Genomic DNA, 20,531 nt, shown 5'->3' with positions numbered 1-20,531 from the left:
CAAAGCGTTTGCATGGAAAATGGTGCCAATTGGCCGAAAAACCCTCGCATTTTGTAGGGAATGCGAGTACCCTTTTGCCAACATTCGAATCGCGTCGGGGGATGCAGCTCAACGCATGAAACAGCATGTTCGCGCACGCTGCCCCGCACTTCGGATGCGCCGTATTCAAGCCGGGCGCAAGGAGGCCTGGTGCGTACTCGAAAGGAGAGCCGCATGTCTATCAACATGAACCCTGCCATGAATCGCAGGAGCCTCATCGCGGGCGTAGCTGGGCTGGGGGCTGCTGGTATTCTAGCCGGTTGCTCCAACGGGGGGTCTTCCGATGGCGGTTCCGCCGCTTCTTCCGACGGCGCTGCGTTCAAGCTGGGCACCATCGGCCCGCTGACCGGTGATACCGCGACCTACGGTGTGTCCGTCACCAACGGCGTCGAGATGGGCGCCGAGGACTTCTCCACCAAGGACTTCCCGCTCACGGTGAAGAAGGAGGACTCCCAGGGCAAGCCCGAGACCGCGGTGAACGCCTACGGCACCCTGCGCGACTGGGGCATGCAGGCCCTCGTCGGTCCGACGCTGACCGGTACCTCCGTGTCCGTGGCCGAGAAGTGCCAGAGCGACCGCGTCTTCATGATCGCCCCCGTGGCAACCGCCGCCGACGTCACCGCCGACAAGGACTGCGTCTTCCGTGGCTGCTTCACCGACCCGAACCAGGGCAAGAACGCCGCCAAGTGGCTCGCCAAGAACAAGCCCGACGCGAAGATCGCCATCATCTACCAGTCCGATGACGCCTACTCCCAGGGCATCTGCACGGCCTTTACCGAGGAGGCCAAGGCCGACAAGCTGAACCTCGTCAAGCCGGATCTTGCCTTCAAGACCGATACCGCGACCGACTTCAAGGTGCAGCTCGGCCAGGCGCAGGACGCCGGCGCCGACCTCGTCTTCTGCCCGCTCTACTACACTCCGGCTTCCGTCATTCTGAAGCAGGCCAGCGACATGGGCTACAAGTTCACCATGATGGGCTGCGACGGCATGGACGGCCTGCTCTCCATCAAGGGCTTCGACACCTCGCTCGCCGAGGGCGTGCTCATGACCACCGCCTTCTCCGCTGACGATCCGGCCAACGCCGAGTTCGTTAAGGCTTACAAGGACAAGTACGGTGACACGCCGGACCAGTTCGCCGCCACAGCCTACGACTGCGTGCACGCCGTTGCCGAGGCCTGCAAGAAGGCCGGTCTCTCGCTCGACACCGCTGCCGAGGATGCCTGCGACCAGCTCGTCAAGGCCTTCACCGAGATCACGGTCGATGGCCTGACCGGTAGCCTGACCTGGACCTCCGATGGCGAGGTTTCCAAGGAGGCCAAGGTCTTCGAGATCCAGGGTGGCAAGTACGTTGCCGTCTAAGGTGATCGAGTTTTCGTAAGGGTTCGCAACATCCAGGGACGGGGCTTCGCGCTTCGTCCCTGCTTGCTGTTTGGGCCGTGCGCGGTTCCGGGGGTGCGACGTTTCATCTTCGTGAATCGTCTTCGCGCACAGGCGGCAACCGCGACTCCATTGGCTAGATTACGTAGGGAAATGTCAATCCAAGAGAAGAAAGTGAGGTGCACTGCATGAACGCCTTCATCCAGTTCCTGTTCAACGGTATCAGCCTGGGAAGCGTGTACGCCATCATCGCGCTTGGCTACACCATGGTGTACGGCATCGCCAAGATGCTGAACTTCGCCCACGGCGACGTCATCATGGTGGGCGCGTACATCTCGTTCTGCGCCACGTCCTACCTCGGTATGCCCGGCTGGGCGTCCGTCGTGCTCTCGGTGATCGTCTGCACGGTGCTCGGCGTGGTGATCGAGGGGCTCGCGTACCGCCCGCTCCGCGATGCCGGCCCGCTCGCCGTTCTCATCACGGCCATCGGCGTCTCGTACTTCCTGCAGAACGCCGCCCAGCTCATCTGGGGAGCCACACCCAAGAACTTCACGTCGCTCGTGACCTTCCCGGTGCCCGGCTTCTTGGCGCAGTACAAGGTCTCGGCCGTCTCCATCGTGACGGTCATCGCGTGCCTCATCATCATGGTCGGCCTCATGTGGTTCACGGCGAACACCAAGATGGGCAAGGCCATGCGCGCCTGCTCCGAGGACAAGGCCGCGGCGCAGCTCATGGGCGTGAACGTCAACAAGACGATCTCCATGACCTTCGCCATCGGTTCCGGGCTCGCCGCCATCGCCGGCGTGCTGCTCTGCTCCTACTCACCGGTGCTGAAGCCCACCACGGGCGCCATGCCCGGCATCAAGGCGTTCACCGCGGCCGTCTTCGGCGGCATCGGCTCCATCCCGGGCGCCTTCGTGGGCGGCATTCTGCTGGGCATCATCGAGGCGATGGCCAAGGCGTACATTTCCAGCAACCTCGCGAACTCCATCGTGTTCGCCGTGCTCATCGTCGTGCTCCTCATCAAGCCCGCCGGCCTCTTGGGCAAGTACGTGCCGGAGAAGGTGTAGGTGTCGATCATGGGTTTTCTCAAAGATAAGGTGACGCGTCGCGACTTCATCACGTACGCCGGCGTTATCGTTGCCTTCGTTATCGTGCAGCTGCTCGTGAACACGCACGTCATCCCGTATTCGCTGCGCGGCCAGCTCGTGCCCGTCACCTGCTACATCGTGATGGCGATCTCGCTGAACCTCGTGGTGGGCGTTGCCGGCGACCTGTCGCTCGGCCATGCCGGCTTCATGAGCGTGGGCTCCTTTACGGGCATCGTTACGGCCATGAGCCTGGCCTCCGCGATCCCCAGTCCGGTGGTGCGCCTGGTACTCGCTATGATCGTGGGCGCCGTCTTCGCGGCGCTCGCCGGCTTCCTCATCGGTCTGCCGGTGCTCCGCCTGCGCGGCGACTACCTCGCCATCGTTTCCCTCGCCTTTGGCGAGATCATCAAGGATCTGGTGAACTGCCTGATCGTGGGCGCCGACTCGCACGGCCTGCACGTCATCTTCGACATGGCCGGCACCAAGACCATCAACGACCTGAACCTGGCCGAGGGCGGCGTGGCGATCATCAAGGGCGCACAGGGCGCCTCTGGCACCACGACCATCTCCACCTTCGCCGCGGGCTTCGTCCTCATCATGATCGCGCTCGTCATCGTGCTCAACCTGGTGCGCAGCCGTACGGGTCGCGCCATCATGGCCGTGCGCGACAACAAGATCGCCGCCGAGAGCGTGGGGCTTTCCACCACCAAGTACCGCATGATCGCCTTCGTGGTCTCCGCGGCCATCGCCGGCGCCGCCGGTGCCCTCTACGGCAACAACTTCTCGCAGATGTCCGCCTCGCAGTTCGACTTCAACACCTCGATCCTCGTGCTGGTGTTCGTGGTGCTCGGCGGCCTCGGCAACATGCGCGGCTCCATCATCGCCGCGGCGCTGCTGACCATCCTGCCCGAGGCGCTGCGCCAGTTCTCGGACTACCGCATGCTCGTGTACGCCATCGTGCTGATCCTGGTGATGCTCTTCACCAACAACCCGCAGCTGAAGGCTCTGATCCAGCGGCTGAATCCGCGCTTTAGGAAGGAGGCGGCGGCTGATGGCGAATAAGTTCGACTTCAAGAAGGCCAAGATGGTGCCGGTTCCCAGCCGTGCCATCGTGCCCGAGCGCGATGTGGACCATACCCCGGCGCTCGAGTGCATCCACCTGGGTATCGAGTTCGGCGGCCTGAAGGCCGTGGACGACTTCAACCTCACCATCGGCGGCACCGAGATCGCCGGTCTCATCGGCCCCAACGGCGCCGGCAAGACCACGGTCTTCAACCTGCTGACCAAGGTGTACCAGCCCACGCACGGCACCATCCTGGTGCATGGCCAGGACACGAGTGGCAAGAGCGTCTCCCAGGTCAACCGCATGGGCGTGGCGCGTACCTTCCAGAATATCCGCCTGTTCGACACCATGTCGGTCATCGACAACGTCAAGGTGGGCCTCCACAACCAGGAGCGCTACTCCACGCTCGAGGGCGTGCTGCGCCTGCCGAGCTACTGGAAGCGCGAGCGCGAGTTCGACGAGCGCGCCCACGAGCTGCTCTCCATCTTCGACATGGAGAAGCTCGCCAACGAGCCCGCCGGTTCGTTGCCCTACGGTGCGCAGCGTCGCTTGGAGATCCTGCGCGCGCTTGGCACCAATCCCAAGCTGCTGTTGCTCGACGAGCCCGCGGCCGGCATGAATCCCTCCGAGACCGCCGAGCTCATGGAGAACATCGTCAAGATCCGCGACGAGTTCCAGATCGCCGTGCTGCTCATCGAGCACGATATGAGCCTGGTCATGAGCATCTGCGAGGGCATCTGCGTGCTGAACTTCGGCAAGGTCATCGCCAAGGGCACGGCCGAGGAGATCCAGTCCAACGAGGCCGTTATCGAGGCCTATCTGGGTAAGCAGAACGCTGAGAAGGGGGCTGAGGCGTAGGATGGCGAGCAAGAACACCGGTGCGGAGCCGATGCTTTCCGTTTACAACATCAACGTGTGGTACGGCGCGATCCACGCCATCAAGAACATCTCCTTCGAGGTGAACGAGGGCGAGATCGTGGCCCTGATCGGCGCGAACGGCGCGGGCAAGTCCACCACGCTAAAGACCATCTCGGGTCTGCTGCGCTCCAAGACCGGCTCGATCAAGTTCCGGGGCAAGGACATCATGCACACGCCCGCCGACAAGCTGGTGGGAGAGGGCCTGGCACAGGTTCCCGAGGGGCGTCGCGTGTTCCTCGAGATGTCCGTTGAGGAGAACCTCGAGATGGGTGCCTACACGCAGCCCAAGAGCAGCATCGCTCCGGGCCTCGAGGACGTCTACGAGCGCTTCCCACGCCTGAAGGAGCGCCGCCGCCAGGTGGCCGGCACGCTTTCCGGCGGCGAGCAGCAGATGCTCGCCATGGGCCGCGCGCTTATGAGTCGCCCGAAGCTGCTCATGCTCGATGAGCCCTCCATGGGACTGGCGCCGATCCTCATCGAGCAGATCTTCTCGATCATCGAGGAGCTGCACCGTGCTGGCACGACCGTGCTGCTGGTGGAGCAGAACGCGCAGATGGCGCTGTCGATCGCCACGCGCGGCTACGTGATGGAGACCGGCAAGATCACCATGACGGGCACCGGCCAGGAGCTGCTGCACAACGACGACGTGCGCAAGGCGTACCTCGGCGGCTGATGCGCGCGGCTGGCGGTTGACTTTTCCGCAATTCCGAACGCGTGATGCAAGGCGCGGCGACCCCGGTTAGGCGCTGCGCCTTTTTTCGCGCCGATTTCGACATCAAAAGCGCTGCCGACGTGCTTGCGAGGGCTTTTCGACGTTTCAGCCCATATATGAGGCCCTGGGACGTCGAAAAGCGCGTGCATAAGTTGGCTGCTTGCCAAGTGGGGTGTTTGCGGGCTCGATGGGTCGTTGAGGATCCAATATGACAAGATCATCAAGAAAGTAGGCCAGAATCTCCTGCCGCATCCCGCGGCTGCTACGGTAAGGTATGCGGTCCCGCGCCGGTGCGCTGACGTTAGGTCAAGTTGTCGTAGCGAGCGAAGGGGTATGGCGCCGGGTTTGCCATTTAGCGGCTCGTGACCTGTTGTGCAATGAACCAAGGGAAAGCTGGGTTAGGCTATCGTTTAACGATTCTTGTGAACACGTGTGCCCGCCGCGGCGCACGAGGGGGTTGCATTGACTCCGACGAGGTCTAACCCGTCGGGGGGGGGTCCTCAGATAGACTAACCCCCTCTCGCAGGTATGTTGCATATACGGCGCACGTCGCCCGATGTCATAGCGCCGCCTTCCTTATGGAAGGCGGCGCTTTCCGTCATGCGTCTAGCTGTTGTGTGCCAATAGGTTGTTGACGCCGGCGATGCGCGGCATGGGCGGGAGGCCCCCGCACGCGCTGCGCGGGCGGTCCCAATTGCAGCGGTCGATGAAGGCCGGGAGGGCCTCGGCCCTCCCGGCCACGCGGTCCTCGACCTCGCGCGGGGTGAGGCGGGCGAGGCGGCGCGGCCGGCTGGTCCTGTCCGACACGGGCTCGCCGGCCCTCGCCCTCGCGAGCCACTTGCTCGCGGTCTGGCGGCTCGCGCGCATCTGGCGGGCGACCTCGGAAACCGCCTCGCCCGACCGGACGCGCTTCACCAGGCCCTCCCGCCCCCTGGGCGCGAGCCTTGCGTTAGGATGCTGGTTCATGGGAGAGCCCCCTTCGCTGCGGGCCTCGTCAATCCACAGCTTCGCGGGACCCTTCCCATTTGTCACTACTCCGACGTAAACAACCTGTTGGCACACAACGGCTAGGTAACTTGCGTTCATTTGGGGCGGAGTCCAACCTAGGATAAGCTATCATAATCATGATAGCTCGCGTAGGGAGGAGGCTCCATGGTCCCTATTCGCCCCGTGTCTGATTTGCGCAACAAGTTCGCGGAGATCTCCCGCGATGTGCACGAGACTGGCAAGCCCGTGTTCCTGACCAAGAACGGGACCGGCGACATGGTCGTCATGAGCATGGAGGCCTACATGTCGCTTGAGTTCGACAGCGAGGTCTACGAGAAGCTCGCCGCGGCAGAGCGCGAGGCGGCCCTGACGGACGAGCGGTTCCAAGCGGACGAGGTACTCGTCGACATGCGCGCGGCCATCGCCGCGGCGCGGGAGGCGACGTGAGCCCCGAGGGCGACTACGCCGTTGCCTATCTGCCCGCGGCGCGGCGAGACCTCATAGACATCGTGCACTATGTTGCGGGCGAGCTCAAGAACCCCGAGGTTGCGGAAAGGCTTTCAAATGCGCTGATCGAGGGGATTGGCAGTCTTTCCGTCATGCCGTATCGCAGGCCCGTCTACATTCCGCTCAGGCCCCTCGACCATGAGTTCCGGTCGCTTCGCATTGAGAACTACCTCGCGTTCTACTGGGTGGATGAGCGGGAGCGGACGGTTACGGTTGCCCGTGTGCTCTACGCCCGTTCAGATGTTGCCGCGCCTCTCGTCGGCTCGCGGTGACCGGTTGGCCCAATCACATGAAGTGATAGTGTGTGTAATGCGAATCCGGCACCTGGCGTCTTCGAGCCCGTGGTTCGCGGCTTGGGTAGACGCGACGGTATTCGCCGTGTCGCCTGTCTCCATATGACTCACTTATACTAGGTGCCTTACAGCCTTCAGCGAATGCGGCGAAAGGACATCCATGCTGAATGTAGCCATCATCTTCGGCGGCATCTCCACCGAGCACGATATCTCCCTCAAGTCCGCGGACAACGTCATCGCCCAGTTGCCGGCGGACCGCTTTACCCCGGTCCTCATCGGCATCGACCGCACGGGCGCCTGGTTCCATTACACCGGCGACGTGGCAGACGTGGTGAGCGGCGCCTGGGAGGAGCACGACGTCAACCCGGTGGTGCTCGTGCCCGGCCGCACGGGCGAGGGCCGCGGCGGCCTGCTCGAGCTGGTGGACGGCACGGAGTTCCGCGAGCTCGCGGTGGACGTGGCGCTCCCGGTGCTCCACGGTCAGGGCGGCGAGGACGGTACGGTCCAGGGTGCGCTCGAGAGCTGCGGCGTTCCCTACGTGGGCTGCGGCGTGATGTCGTCGGCCGTGTGCATGGACAAGGACGCCGCGCATCGCCTGGCCGCGGCGGCGGGCGTGCGCTCGCCGATGTGCGCCGTGCTGCACCGCGGCGCGAGCGAGGTTGTGTGCGCCGCAGCCGTGGAGGCGTGCGGCGGCTTCCCTGTGTTCGTCAAGCCCGCGCGCGGCGGAAGCTCGATCGGCGTCGCCAAGGCCGAGGATGCTGCCGCCTATGCCGAGGCCCTTGCCGCTGCGTTCGAGCTGGACGAGAAGGTCGCCGTAGAGGAGGCCATCGTCGGTATCGAGGTTGGCTGCGCCATCACGGGCGATCCCGTGCGTGGCATGCAGATGGGCGAGGTGGACGAGATCGTCATCTCCGGCGGCGGGTTCTTCCGCATCCATCTGGAGAAGGACCCCGGTGCCAACACCGAGCTGCGCTGCCCGGCCGACCTGCCCGAGGATGTCATGGCCCGCGTGCGCGAGACCGGCTACGCCGTCTACGAGGCGCTCGGCTGCGAGGGCTTCGCGCGCGTTGACCTGTTCGTGACCGAGGAGGGCGAGGTCGTCTTCAACGAGGTCAACTCCACGCCGGGCATGACCTACTACTCGCGCTTCCCGGCCATGATGCGCGCTGCCGGCCACGAACTCGGCGACGTGCTGGCAGATCTGATCGATACCTGCTTGTCACAGGAGGCATAGGCGGGTTTCGGGCGCTCGCAGCGGCGCGGCTCCTGCCTACGGCTCCGCCGCTCCGCGTCCGTTTCCCCTTCGTTACAGCTTTGCAGCCCGTGGGTAAACGATTGAACACCCCGCGCCCGACATCCGATGCCCCTTCCTAGAATGCTTCCCATCATCTGTTCGCATTCCGGCCGATGGGGAGCCCCTATGACGACCACGACCATATCGGCGGCACCCGCCGCCACGCCAACCGAGCAATCCGCCTCCCGCGCGCGCAGCCTGAGCGGCTCGCCCGTGGGCCTCGTCATCAACCTTGCCATCGGGTTCGCGGCCTACGGCCTGCTTTCCGTGCTCGTGAGCCTGCCCGGACTCGTTCCTTCTCTCGCATACGACCAGCTCATCGCCGGTATCACGGCCTCGGTGCCAAAGCAGCTTGCCTGGTTCCTCATGGACTTCACCGAGCCCGAGTTCTACGCGAGCATCTTCGCAGGTGCGGGCACCATCATCGGCGGCGCCATCGCGTGGCAGCTCGCTCGCCGGCGCTCCAAGCTCGCCGGTTTCTCCGTCTGTTACGGCGAGCACGAGATGTTCCCGTGGGTGTTGGCCTCGCAGGTGCTCTCGCTCGGTCTCACGATCTTCGTCTGGCGCTTCATCGACGGCTTCTCCGCCGCGCCGGACGTTACCTTCGTGGCCACGTTCATCCCCATCGTCGGGGCCCCTCCCGCGACAATGCTCCTCTACGGTCCGAGCGTGCCGGCTCTGCTGACCTCGAGCGTCCTGGCTTCCCTCATCTGCTCACCCACGGCCACCTGGCTCTCCGCGCACGTGTTCACCCCGCTCGGGCTCCCCGGCGTGGTGGCGAACGTCACGGCGATGGTGCTCACGGGCCTTACCGTCTTCATGGTGTTGAAGGTCCTGCCCTGGGTGAAGAAGGTCGAGGTCCCGGACATGCGCCCGACCCTCAGCCCGGTGGAGGACGTGCACGCCCCAGCCTGGGCCGTGCGCCGCGTGCTCGCCGAGTTCTCCGAGGCCCCCTTCTACGGGAGCGAGATCGCCTCGCTCGTCATGTTCGCCGGCCTCATCCTGGGCACCGTGCTGAACCCGTCCATGAACGTCAACGGAGCGGGCGACGTCCTACCTGCCATCGTGCTCTCGCAGTACGTCTCCGCGGCGGTGGGCGTCTTTCTCTACGCCGGCAAGTTCGAGGACGGCGGCTGGTACGCCACCTACGTTCCCGTGGTGAGCGCCGGCCCTGCCTGCGTGCTCGCCCTGGGCGCGACCGTGCCCGTGGCCGTGGCGGCGGGCGTGCTCAGCGGCATCTTGGGCGGGCCGCTCGCCGAGTTCTTCGCGAGCCTGCTTCCCGAGGACGTGCACCCCACGGTGGCGAACGTGGCCTCCATGGCCGCTACCACGAGCTTTGTCTACATTGCCTTGGCGGCCCTGCCGTTTTTCTAAACGTTTTACAGAGGATCGGAACCGTGCGGGTACGCCCGCGGTAACAGAAAGGAATCTCCATGCGCTTGAACGATAAGGACCAGGAGAAGCTGCTGCTCCACCTGGCAGGCAACCTGGCAAAGGAGCGTCGGGCCCGCGGCCTCAAGCTCAACTACCCGGAGTCCGTGGCGCTCATTAGCTCCGAGCTGCTCGAACTCGCCCGCGACGGGCACGACGTGGCCGAGCTCATGAGCCTGGGCCGTCAGATCCTCACGCGCGACGACGTCATGGACGGCGTGGCCGAGATGGTCGGCGAGGTTCAGGTGGAGGCCACCTTCCCCGACGGCACCAAACTCGTGACCGTGCACGACCCGATCCAATAGGAGGACCCATGAAGCCAGGTGAAGTCATCTGCGCGGACGCTCCCATCGTGCTGAACGAGGGGCGGCCGACCAAGAAGCTGTCCGTCACCAACAAGGGTGACCGCCCCGTGCAGGTGGGCAGCCATTTCCATTTCTTCGAGGTCAACCGTTGTCTCGAGTTCGACCGCGCCGAGGCCTTCGGGTACCGCCTCGATGTGCCGAGCGGCAATTCGGTGCGCTTCGAGCCGGGTGAGACCAAGGAGGTCCAGCTTGTAGAGATGGGCGGCTCCAAGACCGTCTATGGCCTGAACGACCTCACGCGCGGCAAGACCGTCGGGCGCAACCTGGACGCCGCGCTCTCCAAGGCAACGCGCCGCGGGTTCGACGCGTACGTCGAGGGCCCGGCTACGGGCTTCGCCGCCGGCTGGGACCTGGGCGTGGACGTGGACGGCGCGGACCTGGAGGAGGGCGCCGCGGACGCGACCGCCCCGGCCCGCCCGTGCTGCTGCTGCGAGAGCAAGGAGGACTAACCCATGGCTTTTGAGATCTCCCGCGAGAAGTACGCGGCGATGTACGGCCCCACCACGGGCGACAAGGTCCGTCTCGCGGACACCGACCTCGTGATTGAGGTGGAGCGCGACCTCACCACCTACGGCGACGAGGCCAAGTTCGGCGGCGGCAAGACGCTTCGCGACGGCATGGGCCAGAACGTTAAGGGCACCTCCGCGGACGGCGTCCTCGACCTCGTGATCACCAACGCGCTGATCCTCGACTACACCGGCATCTACAAGGCCGACATCGGCATCAAGGGCGGCTACATCGTGGGCATCGGCCACGCCGGCAACCCCGACACCATGGAGAACGTCACCCCGGGCATGACCGTGGGCGCGGGCACCGAGGCGCTTGCGGGCGAGGGACTCATCGTCACCGCCGGCGGCATCGACACACATATCCACTTCATCTGCCCGCAGCAGATCGACTGCGCGCTCTATTCCGGCGTGACCACGATGATCGGCGGCGGCACCGGCCCGGCCGATGGTACGAACGCCGTCACCTCCACGCCCGGCCCATGGAACATCGCCATGATGCTCAAGGCGGCTGAGGACTACCCGATGAATCTCGGCTTCACCGGCAAGGGCAACTGCTCCTCCGAGGCCCCACTCGCCGAGCAGGTGGAGGCCGGCGCCATCGGCCTCAAGGTCCACGAAGACTGGGGCGCCACGCCCGCGGCCATCAACCATGCCTTGAACGTGGCCGACAAGTACGACGTGCAGATCTCGCTGCACACCGACACCCTGAACGAGGCCGGCTGCGTGGAGGACACCATCGCGGCCATCAGCGGGCGCGCCATCCACACCTACCACACCGAGGGCGCCGGCGGCGGACACGCGCCCGACATCATCCGCATCGCGAGCGAGCCGAATGTGCTCCCCAGCTCCACCAACCCCACCATGCCGTTCACGGTGAACACGCTGGACGAGCACATGGACATGCTGATGGTCTGCCATCACCTGGACAAGCGCATCCCCGAGGACGTGGCCTTTGCCGACTCCCGCATTCGCCCCGAGACGATCGCGGCCGAGGACGTCCTGCAGGACATGGGCGTGTTCTCGATGATGAGCTCCGACTCGCAGGCCATGGGCCGCGTGGGCGAGGTCATCACCCGCACCTGGCAGGCGGCCTCCAAGATGCGCGCCCAGCGCGGCCCGCTTCCCGAGGACGAGGGACACGGCAATGACAACTTCCGCGCCCGCCGCTACGTGGCCAAGTACACCATCAACCCGGCCCTCACGCACGGCATCGCCGACTACGTGGGCAGCGTGGAGGTGGGCAAGTTCGCCGACCTGGTGCTGTGGAACCCGGCGTTCTTCGGCAGCCGTCCGGACATCATAGTGAAGGGCGGCATGATCATCGCGAGCAAGATGGGCGATGCCAACGCGTCCATTCCCACCTGCGAGCCGGTCACCTACCGCCACATGTTCGCGGCTGACGGCCTGGCGCGCGCTGCCAGCTGCCTCACCTTCGTGTCGCAGGCGGCGCTCAACCTCGAGGTGCCTAAAGCACTGGGCCTGAAGAAGCGCGTGGCCGCCGTGCACGGCTGCCGCACCGTGGGCAAGGCCGACCTCAAGCTGAACGACGCGATGCCGAAGATCGAGGTCGATCCCGAGACCTACAAGGTGATGGTCGACGGCGAGCTGGCGACGTGCGAGCCGGCGAAGAAGCTGCCGCTCACGCAGCTGTACAACCTGTTCTAAGCCCCTTGCCGAGCGCTCCGCAACGACTGTCTCCTTCGGATCCATCGAGACCGGATCCATCGAGCGTACCCAGGAGGCCCAAAAAGACCCGTTTCAGGGCGGATATTTGGGCCTGATGGGTACGCTCGGCGAGCGGGGGAGTGGCCCGCGCTCCCGCCGGTGCGGTATGCTCGTAACTCCGAATCTGAAAGGGGAGTCCATGCTGTGCACCGAAGTCCAGGGCAACATCAACGATCCGTCCGTGGTCATCGCGCTGCAGCGGCGTCTGGGCGGCGAGTTCGACGTTGACTTCGTCGACTTCGAGTGGGACGAGGTACGGGGTCGCATCCATCGCAAGCGGAGCGTCGCCGGCCGTGACGTGGGCGTTCGTCTGGGCGACTGGGTGCTCGAGCGCGGCCTTGCCGACGGCGACGTGCTGGGCGCCGAGTCCGCGCCGGCCCCGGCCGCGCGCCCCGTGGTGGTGGCCGTGCGCCTGCTCTCGGCGCGCTGTCTGGTGATCGACGTGGACCCGGCGGCACCCCTTTCGCTCGCCCGCACGGCATGGGAGGTCGGCAACATGCACGTGCCGCTCTTCCGCGGCGAGGGCGAACAGCAGCTCGTGGCGCCCTACAGCGATCCGCTCGTGCGCATGCTCTCGCGCGTGCCGGCGGTAACGCTCCACGATGCGCAGCTGCGACTCGATCCGGCCCGCCGGCTCTCGGGTAACGGCATCTCCGCCGTGGTCCGTCTGGCAAACGACATCAAGATCGTGGTTCGCAAGCGCTCGCAGAAGACCGCTACCGATGCCGGCGACTCCCAGGCAGGTGACGTCCGATGAGCATCGCCACCGCGCCCTTCGTCATGGCTCCCGAAACCGAGCTGCTTCTACAGCAGATCTGCGACTCCGTCTTTCCCATCGGTGCCTACTCGCACTCCTACGGGCTCGAGACCTACATCCAGCTCGACCGCGTGCGCGATGTCGGGACCGCCTGGGAGTACCTGGCTTCTACGCTCCGCTATCCGTTGACTTACACCGAGCTTTTGGGTATGCGCCTCTCGTACGAGCATGCGGCCGCCGGCCTGGGCGAAGATGGGCTCTCCCAGGGCGCCGTCGCCGAGCTCGCGGAGCTGGAGGCCCACCTCTCCGCGCTCAAGGTGCCCGCTGAGACCCGTACGGCATCCGAGAAGCTCGCCGCGCGGTTCATCCGCACCACGGAGGGCCTGGGTGTTCTGGGCGAACGCGAAGCCGCCGCCTATCGCGCGTACGCCGCCGCTCGTCCGTCCCACGCCGTCAACGCGGCCTACGGCGTCTTCGGGGCGCTTGCCGGCATGGACCTTGAGCACCTGCTGCACCGCTACCTCTACGCACAGGTATCCGCGCTGGTCGTTACCTGCGTGAAGTCCGTGCCGCTCTCCCAGACCGCCGGTCAGGAGCTCATCATCCGCTCCGTTCCCCTGCAGGTAGCGGCGGTCGAGCACGCGCTTACGGCCGGGGAGGAGCTGCTCGGCCTCTCCATGCCGGGCTTCGACGTGCGCTGCATCGAGCACGAGAGCCTGTACTCGCGTCTCTACATGAGCTGACCCCGTCGTCCCGCGCGCTCGTTCAGGGGCACCTGCTCACCGCCCGGAACACGCGCTCGCCGACAACCCCCTAACGCGTTGGAAACATCCGTCTGGGACAATCTGCTCCACAAGACGCGACCGAGAGGGAGGGACCGCCATGGAACACGTTCGCATCGGCGTCGCGGGCCCCGTCGGCTCCGGTAAGACGGCGCTTATCGAGGCGCTCACCCGCAAGATGTCGGGGACCTACTCGCTCGGCGTGGTGACCAACGACATCTACACGCACGAAGACGAGGAGTTCCTCGTCAAAAACTCCGTGCTGCCGCGCGACCGCATCACCGGCGTGGAGACGGGCGGCTGCCCGCACACGGCAATTCGCGAGGACGCGAGCATGAACCTCGAGGCCGTCGAGGCCATGGTCGAGGCGCATCCCGACATCCAGATCGTCTTCGTCGAGTCCGGCGGCGACAACCTCTCCGCCACGTTTTCGCCCGAGCTCGCCGACGCCACGATCTTCGTCATCGACGTGGCCGAGGGCGACAAGATCCCGCGCAAGGGAGGTCCGGGCATTATGAAGAGCGACCTGCTCGTGATCAACAAGACGGACCTTGCCCCGTATGTGGGCGCCTCGCTCGAGGTCATGGAGCGCGACTCCCGCCGCATGCGCGGCGAGCGGCCGTTCCTCTTCACTAACATTCTCAAGGACGAGGGCGTGGACGAGGTCATCGACTGGATCCGCCGCGCCGTGCTCCTCGAGGACCTGGAGGGGTAGGGGATGGGCGCCCGGACGACAGCCACGCAGGCGACGGCCACGAACTCGTTTGAGGAGGTTCCTGTAGCCGACAATCGCTTTGGCAAGCTGTCCGAGCTGCGCGTACGTGCCGAGGCGCGCGGCGGGCGCACCGCCGTGCCGGAGCTCTACGCCACCATGCCGTTCAAGGTGATGCACCCGCTTCCTGTGCCCGCGCACGAGTTGCCGGGCCTGGTGTGCGCCGTTCACGGCGGATCCGCTGGCGCGCCGTCCGCCGTTTCCGCTACGCTCACGCAAGTGATGGTCATGTCCGTTTCCGCCGGCATCATGGCAGGCGACCACCAGCGCATCGACGTGCGCGTGGGAGCCGGCGCCGCGCTTCAGATGACCACGCAGGCCTTCGAGAAGATTCACCGCATGGACGACGGTGCCTCGGCGTCCCGGCAAACGCGTCTTGCGGTCGAGGCGGGCGCGTACCTGGACTACAAGCCCCTGCCGCAGGTTCCCTTTGCCGGCTCCGCGTTCTCGAGCGATACCGTGGTGGAGCTTGCCGATGCCACGTCGCGCCTGGTGTACGGTGAGATCCTCTCCTGTGGTCGCGCGGCGCGCGGCGAGCGCTTCGGGTATCGGCGCTACGCCAACCGCGTGGAGGTGCGCGTGAGCGGCCTGCCCGTCTTCCTCGACAACACCATCTACGAACCCGTCTTCACCGGAGGCGCGATGGACATGGAGGGCGTGGGCTTCTACGAGGGGTTCTCGCATCTGGCAAATCTCGTGCTCATGAATCTGGGCATCGATGATGAGCTGTTCGCGGGCGTCCGCGCGTACCTGCTCGAGCAGACGGGCGCCATTGGCGAGCGCGCCGGCGTGCGGACGGATGCCGCAGCGGACGACGCCCTGGCGGGTGGTATCACGCGCCTTGCCACGGGCGACTGCCTGGTGAAGGTGCTCGGGCACCGTGCCCAGCGGCTGCAGGACGTGCTCGACGGCGTGCGTGCGCTCATTGCGAGCCATGCCGTCGATGATTAGCCGTACCTAACTTACGCTTGCCAGCGTTCCCGTTTTCGGTAAAGTAGACATAGCTAACAAAAGGGTCCGTCCCGTCGCGGGCGGGCATTCGTCTACGCGAATGAGGGTATCTCCATGCCACTGCACGAATCCGGCGAGGACTACATCGAGGCCATTCTGATGCTTCAGCAGGAGCACGGGGCGGTGCGCTCCGTCGACATCGCCCAGCATCTGGGTGTCACCAAGGCCAGCGTCTCCAAGGCCATGTCCATGCTGGAGGACCGCGGCTACGTGGAGGTCGTCAAGCGCGACGTGCGTCTGACCGAGAAGGGCTTGCACCAAGCCGAGGAAGTGCTCGAGCGCCATGTGTTCTTCCGCGACCTGCTCATCTCCGCCGGCGTTGATCCGGAGACCGCTGCGGAAGAGGGCTGCCATATGGAGCACTGCCTTTCCGAGGACAGTTTCCAGAAGCTCAAGGCCAAGGTGGGGGAGCTGCTGTAGCTCTATTGCTAAGGTGCGCTGGGGCGGTGATGCGGCAATGTCGCGTCACCGCCCTTTTTAAAAAACACATTGACATATGAACAGACGGTCATACAATAACCCTTGAAGTATGAATGCATGTTCATATGAGAGGAGATTGGCCGATGGAAGACGAGACGCGCGAGGGTGGCCCCTGCACCGACGGTGCCGATTGCGATGGTGCTTGCGTATGCGCGGATGAGAACATGCCCGACGAGGAGCTGCTCTACGATCTGGCCGATTTGTTCCGGGTCTTCTCAGACACCACGCGCATCAAGATCCTCTACGCGCTCATGGCCGACGAGATGGCGGTGGGCGATATCGCTGAGGCCACGGGATCTTCCCAGAGCGCCGTCTCGCACCAGCTCCGCACACTCAAGCAGGCGCATCTGGTGAAGTTTCGGCGCGATGGCCGGAGCATCCTCTACTCACTGGCCGATGATCACGTGTACACCATGCTCAACCAGGGCATGAGCCATATCTGCGAGTGACCGGCAAAGCTTGCTTCGCCGGGCGCGCTCGGTGCCCGTTCTTGTTTATCAGCGGTCGCGATGCGGCCTCAAGGGAAAGGAACCCATCATGAAGAAGTCGTTCAAGCTGGATGAGATCGATTGCGTCAACTGCGCCCGCGAGCTGCAGGACGCGCTCTCCGAGCTGGAGGGTGTGAAGTCCGTGTCTGTGAACTTCATGACCCAGAAGCTCACGCTCGAGGCCGACGACGCCGAGTTCGACGACGTGCTCGATCGCGTGGTGGCCTACACGGCCGACGCCGAGCCCGATTGCGAGATCATCCGCTAGGTGCTCTGATCTGTCCGGCGGGCACCCGCACCCTGCGCTCAGTCCTCGCGAGACTGGCAAACGGCTTTGCCGCTTGCGCAGTTCGCTGCGGAGTGTCGCTGCGGGTGCGGGTGTCCGCCTTGCCATTCGGGCGGCGGGCGGCGCGCTCGGCATCGTCCTGCGGGGGGAAAGAAAAAGCTTCAAGAGGGGGTTGTTATGACTGGTGCCGTTTCTGATCCTAAGAAGAAAAAGAAGAAGCGCAAGAAGAAGGAGTCGTTGGATCATAAGGTCAAGCGTGTGGGCGTGGCGCTCGGTATCTTCTTTGTGGTGATGCTGCTGGATGAACTGGGCGTGTTCGACTCGCTCTTTGGCGGGATGTCGCTCTACGTTGAGTTCGTGCTTTACCTGGCGCCCTGGTGGGTTGCCGGGCACGACGTGCTGCTGAAGGCCGTCAACAACATCCGCCACGGCAAGGTGTTCGACGAAAACTTCCTCATGTGCGTTGCCACCATCGGCGCGTTCGGCATGGTTTTCTTTCCGGACACGGACCCGCATATGGCCGAGGGCGCTGCGGTGATGCTTTTCTACCAGGTAGGCGAGATCTTCCAGGCCTACGCCGTGGGCAAGAGCCGGAAGTCCATCACGGCCATGATGGACATCGCGCCGGATTACGCTAACATCGAGGGCGCAGACGGCGAGCTCGTGCAGGTGGATCCCGACGAGGTCTCCGTGGGCGACATCATCGTGGTCAAGCCGGGCGAGCGCGTGCCCATCGACGGCGTGGTGACCGAAGGCGAGAGCCAGCTGGATACGGCGGCGCTCACCGGCGAGTCCGTGCCGCGCCACGTGGAGGCGGGCAGCCAGATCATCTCCGGCTGCATCAACATGACGGGTCTGCTGCGCGTAAAGACCACCAAGCCCTTCGGCGAGTCCACCGTCAGCCGCATTCTGGAGCTCGTGGAGAACGCCTCGGAGAAGAAGGCCCGGACCGAGAACTTCATCACGCGCTTCGCCCGCGTGTACACGCCCGCCGTGTGCTACGCGGCCCTGGCCCTCGCGGTGCTCCCGTCGCTCGTGGGGCTGGGCGCCTGGAGCGATTGGATTCTCCGCGGCCTGACCTTCCTGGTCGTCTCTTGCCCCTGCGCGCTCGTGATCTCCGTTCCGCTCTCGTTCTTCGGTGGTATCGGCGGTGCCTCCAAGCTGGGCATTCTGGTGAAGGGGTCCAACTACCTCGAGGCGCTCGCGAGCGTGGACACCGTGGTCTTCGACAAGACGGGCACGCTCACGAATGGCACCTTCAACGTGGTGGCGATCCATCCCGAGGAGGGCTTCGACCCGGATTACGTGCTGAGCTTTGCGGCCCACGCCGAGGCATACTCCGACCACCCCATCGCGCTGTCCGTGAAGGCCGCCTACACCGGCAAGATCGACGAGACGCGCTTGGCGGAGGTCAAGGAAGAGAGCGGCCACGGCGTCTCCGCCAAGGTGGACGAGCACGTGGTGCTCGTGGGCAACGACAAGCTCATGCGCGCCCACCACGAGGAGTTCCACAACTGCGAGCTCACGGGCACCATCCTGCACGTGGCGATCGATGACCGGTACGTGGGACATATCGTCATCGCGGACGTGGTGAAGGACGATGCCGCCGAGGCCATCCGCGCCTTGCACGACGCCGGCGTAAAGAAGACGGTCATGCTCACGGGCGACCGCAAGGAGGTCGCGGACGCCGTGGCAGCCGAACTCGGCGTGACGGAGGTGCACGCGCAGCTGCTTCCGGCCGACAAGGTGGAGCAGGTTGAGCGCTTGCTCAAGGAAGAGCCCGAGCACGGCAAGCTGGCCTTCGTGGGCGACGGCATCAACGATGCCCCCGTGCTCACCCGTGCCGACGTGGGTATCGCCATGGGCGCCATGGGTTCGGACGCGGCCATCGAGGCGGCCGATATCGTGCTCATGGACGACAAGCCGTCGAACATTGCCCGCGCCATGCACGTGGCGCGCAAGACCATGCGCATCGTGTGGCAGAACATCATCTTCGCGCTGGGCGTGAAGCTGCTGATTCTGGTGCTTGCAGCTCTGGGCATCGCGAACATGTGGCTTGCTGTCTTCGGCGATGTGGGCGTGGCCGTGATCGCCATCCTGAACGCCATGCGCGCCATGAACGTCGGCGAGCTGATGGATCGGTCCAGCAGGTAACTCGCTACCGTCGCCAACGAAACGAACGGGGGCGCCCGACCAACAGCCGGTCGGGCGCCCCTCGTTTTAGCTGGCCTGTAATCCGGGGATTACAAATTCCGCGGAGTGAGTTCTACACTGCATAGCATGGGTGCTGGAGATTATAGGGGGAGCATGCGACCGGCGACTTCGGCGGCGCGGTTGGGGCGCAACGTGCATCGTTGGCGCTTGCAGCATTGCATGACGAAAGCCGAGTTCTGCAATTATGCAATCGTCAGCCGCCCCTTTTTAGATGCCATGGAAAGCGGTAGGTCGAATATTACGCTCGATTATCTCGTCTACATCGCCCGGTCACTCGGCATGGAGCCGTGGGAGCTGATCCGGTAGATGTGCCCGCCGCCCGCCCGCAACCGCCTGGGCCAGGCGGTACGCCATTATCGGGCGGTCAACCACGTGGGACGTTCAGAAGCCAGCCGGCGATTCGGCATCAGCCGGCCCACCCTCGACCTCATCGAATCGAACCGGGCGAACCCCCGGCTCTGCATGCTCGATCGCATTGCCTCCGTGCTGGGTAAGGAGGCCTGGGAGCTGATCCGCTGAGCAAAGCACCGCACAGCTGAGGGCCCGCCCGCGAAAAGCGCGGATGGGCCCTCGATCGTGCGGCGTCCTTGATGCCCGGGGCACCGAACCGGGTGGTGCGAGCAGATTTGCTACTTCTTGGCCTTGCCCTGGTTGGCCACGGCGTCGATCTTGGCGGCGATGGTCTCCGGGTCGCCGATGTAGCGCTTCTCCAGCACGTTCATATCCTTATCGAAGGTGTACACCAGGGGCACGCCCGTGGGGATGTTGACCTTCAGGATCTGCTCCGGCGTCATCTTCTCAAACTTCATCACAAGCGAGCGCAGCGAGTTGCCGTGGGCGGCGATGAGCACGCGCTTGCCGGCCTTCATGTCGGGCAGGATGTTCTCCTCGAAGTACGGCCAGGCGCGGGCGATGCAGTCCTTCAGGCACTCGGTGTAGGGGAGCTCGTCGGCGGGAATCTCGCGGTACATCTCCTGCACGTGCGGGTCGCGCTCGTCGCCGGGCTTGAGCGCCGGCGGCTGCACGTCAAAGCTGCGGCGCCAGATGAGCACCTGCTCGTCGCCGTGCTCGGCGGCGGCATCAGCCTTGTTGAGCCCCTGAAGCGCACCGTAGTGGCGCTCGTTCAGCTTCCAGCTCTTGTGCACGGGCAGCCAGTTGCGGTCCAGCTGGTCCAGGATGATATTCAGCGTGTGGATGGCGCGCTTGAGCTGGCTCGTGTAGCAGACGTCGAAGTCGAAGCCCTCGTCGGCGAGCGCCTTGCCGCCCGCGGCAGCCTCGGCGCGACCGGTCTCGGTAAGGTCTACATCCGTCCAGCCAGTGAAGAGGTTGAGCTTGTTCCACTCGCTCTCGCCATGGCGAACGATGACGAGCTGCATGGTGTCCTGGGACATGGGACTCCTTTCGTTGCGCGGCCTGCGGCCAAATCTAAG

23 protein-coding genes and 1 pseudogene are annotated in these 20,531 nt (G+C 64.9%); 22 read left to right on the top strand and 2 right to left on the bottom strand.

What is annotated here, in order from left to right; all coding sequences use genetic code 11:
* Positions 1 to 213: 213 nt before the first annotated feature.
* From GDJ97_RS06825 to GDJ97_RS06805, 5 genes are all read left to right on the top strand, one after another.
* On the top strand, positions 214 to 1,398 hold the full coding sequence (locus tag GDJ97_RS06825) for an ABC transporter substrate-binding protein (RefSeq protein WP_226808892.1): 1,185 nt from the start codon (positions 214 to 216) through the stop codon (positions 1,396 to 1,398).
* A gap of 206 nt (positions 1,399 to 1,604) precedes the next feature.
* Positions 1,605 to 2,486 (top strand): branched-chain amino acid ABC transporter permease, encoded by an 882-nt coding sequence (locus GDJ97_RS06820; protein ID WP_152070547.1) that lies wholly within the window; start codon positions 1,605 to 1,607, stop codon positions 2,484 to 2,486.
* A gap of 9 nt (positions 2,487 to 2,495) precedes the next feature.
* Entirely contained in the window at positions 2,496 to 3,569 is a 1,074-nt protein-coding gene (locus GDJ97_RS06815) for a branched-chain amino acid ABC transporter permease (RefSeq protein WP_152070546.1), read from the top strand.
* On the top strand, positions 3,559 to 4,428 hold the full coding sequence (locus GDJ97_RS06810) for an ABC transporter ATP-binding protein (RefSeq protein WP_152070545.1): 870 nt from the start codon (positions 3,559 to 3,561) through the stop codon (positions 4,426 to 4,428). Before GDJ97_RS06815 ends, GDJ97_RS06810 begins: the two co-directional genes overlap by 11 nt.
* Before the next feature lie 31 nt (positions 4,429 to 4,459).
* A complete protein-coding gene (locus GDJ97_RS06805) occupies positions 4,460 to 5,161 on the top strand; it encodes an ABC transporter ATP-binding protein (protein ID WP_152070585.1) in 702 nt (233 codons plus the stop codon).
* 645 nt (positions 5,162 to 5,806) lie between these two features.
* Here the strand turns inward: GDJ97_RS06805 and GDJ97_RS06800 are convergent.
* On the bottom strand, positions 5,807 to 6,166 hold the full coding sequence (locus tag GDJ97_RS06800) for a leucine zipper domain-containing protein (protein ID WP_193221347.1): 360 nt from the start codon (positions 6,164 to 6,166) through the stop codon (positions 5,807 to 5,809).
* Positions 6,167 to 6,352: 186 nt separating this feature from the next.
* Here GDJ97_RS06800 and GDJ97_RS06795 point away from each other — a divergent pair, with 186 nt between their 5' ends.
* The 17 genes and pseudogenes from GDJ97_RS06795 to GDJ97_RS06715 all read left to right on the top strand — a co-directional run bounded on the left by GDJ97_RS06795 (position 6,353) and on the right by GDJ97_RS06715 (position 19,620).
* Positions 6,353 to 6,634 (top strand): type II toxin-antitoxin system Phd/YefM family antitoxin, encoded by a 282-nt coding sequence (locus GDJ97_RS06795; protein WP_152070543.1) that lies wholly within the window; start codon positions 6,353 to 6,355, stop codon positions 6,632 to 6,634.
* Positions 6,631 to 6,966, top strand: a complete 336-nt coding sequence (locus GDJ97_RS06790; RefSeq protein ID WP_152070542.1) for a type II toxin-antitoxin system RelE/ParE family toxin — start codon at positions 6,631 to 6,633, stop codon at positions 6,964 to 6,966. The genes GDJ97_RS06795 and GDJ97_RS06790 overlap by 4 nt, the downstream gene beginning before the upstream one ends.
* A gap of 181 nt (positions 6,967 to 7,147) precedes the next feature.
* The gene (locus tag GDJ97_RS06785; protein WP_226808888.1) at positions 7,148 to 8,221 is read left to right on the top strand and encodes a D-alanine--D-alanine ligase; all 1,074 of its coding nucleotides are present in this window, start codon (positions 7,148 to 7,150) and stop codon (positions 8,219 to 8,221) included.
* Between the two features lie 186 nt (positions 8,222 to 8,407).
* The gene (locus GDJ97_RS06780; protein WP_152070541.1) at positions 8,408 to 9,655 is read left to right on the top strand and encodes a hypothetical protein; all 1,248 of its coding nucleotides are present in this window, start codon (positions 8,408 to 8,410) and stop codon (positions 9,653 to 9,655) included.
* A gap of 59 nt (positions 9,656 to 9,714) precedes the next feature.
* Positions 9,715 to 10,017, top strand: a complete 303-nt coding sequence (gene ureA, locus GDJ97_RS06775) for an urease subunit gamma (RefSeq protein ID WP_152070540.1) — start codon at positions 9,715 to 9,717, stop codon at positions 10,015 to 10,017.
* An 8-nt stretch (positions 10,018 to 10,025) separates the two neighbouring features.
* Positions 10,026 to 10,322, top strand: a pseudogene (gene ureB / locus GDJ97_RS09855) (urease subunit beta); the annotation flags it as partial.
* A gap of 207 nt (positions 10,323 to 10,529) precedes the next feature.
* Positions 10,530 to 12,251, top strand: coding sequence for an urease subunit alpha (gene ureC, locus GDJ97_RS06760; RefSeq protein WP_152070539.1), 1,722 nt, complete (start codon positions 10,530 to 10,532; stop codon positions 12,249 to 12,251).
* A gap of 199 nt (positions 12,252 to 12,450) precedes the next feature.
* Positions 12,451 to 13,068, top strand: a complete 618-nt coding sequence (locus GDJ97_RS06755) for a hypothetical protein (protein WP_193221345.1) — start codon at positions 12,451 to 12,453, stop codon at positions 13,066 to 13,068.
* A complete protein-coding gene (locus tag GDJ97_RS06750; protein ID WP_152070537.1) occupies positions 13,065 to 13,811 on the top strand; it encodes an urease accessory protein UreF in 747 nt (248 codons plus the stop codon). Before GDJ97_RS06755 ends, GDJ97_RS06750 begins: the two co-directional genes overlap by 4 nt.
* Positions 13,812 to 13,950: 139 nt before the next feature.
* Complete coding sequence (ureG, locus tag GDJ97_RS06745) at positions 13,951 to 14,565, top strand: urease accessory protein UreG (protein ID WP_152070536.1); 615 nt, start codon at positions 13,951 to 13,953, stop codon at positions 14,563 to 14,565.
* A gap of 3 nt (positions 14,566 to 14,568) precedes the next feature.
* Positions 14,569 to 15,573 carry an urease accessory protein UreD gene (locus tag GDJ97_RS06740; RefSeq protein ID WP_152070535.1) on the top strand — a complete coding sequence of 335 codons (1,005 nt, stop codon included), beginning with the start codon at positions 14,569 to 14,571 and terminating at the stop codon, positions 15,571 to 15,573.
* A 114-nt stretch (positions 15,574 to 15,687) separates the two neighbouring features.
* The gene (locus GDJ97_RS06735; protein ID WP_193221344.1) at positions 15,688 to 16,053 is read left to right on the top strand and encodes a metal-dependent transcriptional regulator; all 366 of its coding nucleotides are present in this window, start codon (positions 15,688 to 15,690) and stop codon (positions 16,051 to 16,053) included.
* 224 nt (positions 16,054 to 16,277) lie between these two features.
* A complete protein-coding gene (locus GDJ97_RS06730) occupies positions 16,278 to 16,562 on the top strand; it encodes a helix-turn-helix transcriptional regulator (protein WP_226808902.1) in 285 nt (94 codons plus the stop codon).
* An 88-nt stretch (positions 16,563 to 16,650) separates the two neighbouring features.
* A complete protein-coding gene (locus tag GDJ97_RS06725; RefSeq protein WP_152070532.1) occupies positions 16,651 to 16,869 on the top strand; it encodes a cation transporter in 219 nt (72 codons plus the stop codon).
* Between the two features lie 195 nt (positions 16,870 to 17,064).
* Complete coding sequence (locus GDJ97_RS06720) at positions 17,065 to 19,041, top strand: heavy metal translocating P-type ATPase (protein ID WP_152070531.1); 1,977 nt, start codon at positions 17,065 to 17,067, stop codon at positions 19,039 to 19,041.
* 219 nt (positions 19,042 to 19,260) lie between these two features.
* Positions 19,261 to 19,407, top strand: a complete 147-nt coding sequence (locus tag GDJ97_RS09395; RefSeq protein WP_193221343.1) for a helix-turn-helix transcriptional regulator — start codon at positions 19,261 to 19,263, stop codon at positions 19,405 to 19,407.
* 66 nt (positions 19,408 to 19,473) lie between these two features.
* Positions 19,474 to 19,620: a helix-turn-helix domain-containing protein gene (locus tag GDJ97_RS06715; RefSeq protein WP_373422669.1), complete on the top strand. Its 147-nt coding sequence runs from the start codon at positions 19,474 to 19,476 to the stop codon at positions 19,618 to 19,620.
* Positions 19,621 to 19,730: 110 nt separating this feature from the next.
* Here the strand turns inward: GDJ97_RS06715 and gpmA are convergent, their stop codons facing one another.
* On the bottom strand, positions 19,731 to 20,492 hold the full coding sequence (gene gpmA / locus GDJ97_RS06710; protein ID WP_152070529.1) for a 2,3-diphosphoglycerate-dependent phosphoglycerate mutase: 762 nt from the start codon (positions 20,490 to 20,492) through the stop codon (positions 19,731 to 19,733).
* Between the last annotated feature and the right edge of the window lie 39 nt (positions 20,493 to 20,531).

The organism is Collinsella sp. AK_207A, from assembly GCF_902501965.1.
GTDB lineage: Bacteria > Actinomycetota > Coriobacteriia > Coriobacteriales > Coriobacteriaceae > Collinsella.
Note: the sequence above shows the minus strand (reverse complement) of the source record. Positions and strands in the feature narration are given on the sequence as shown.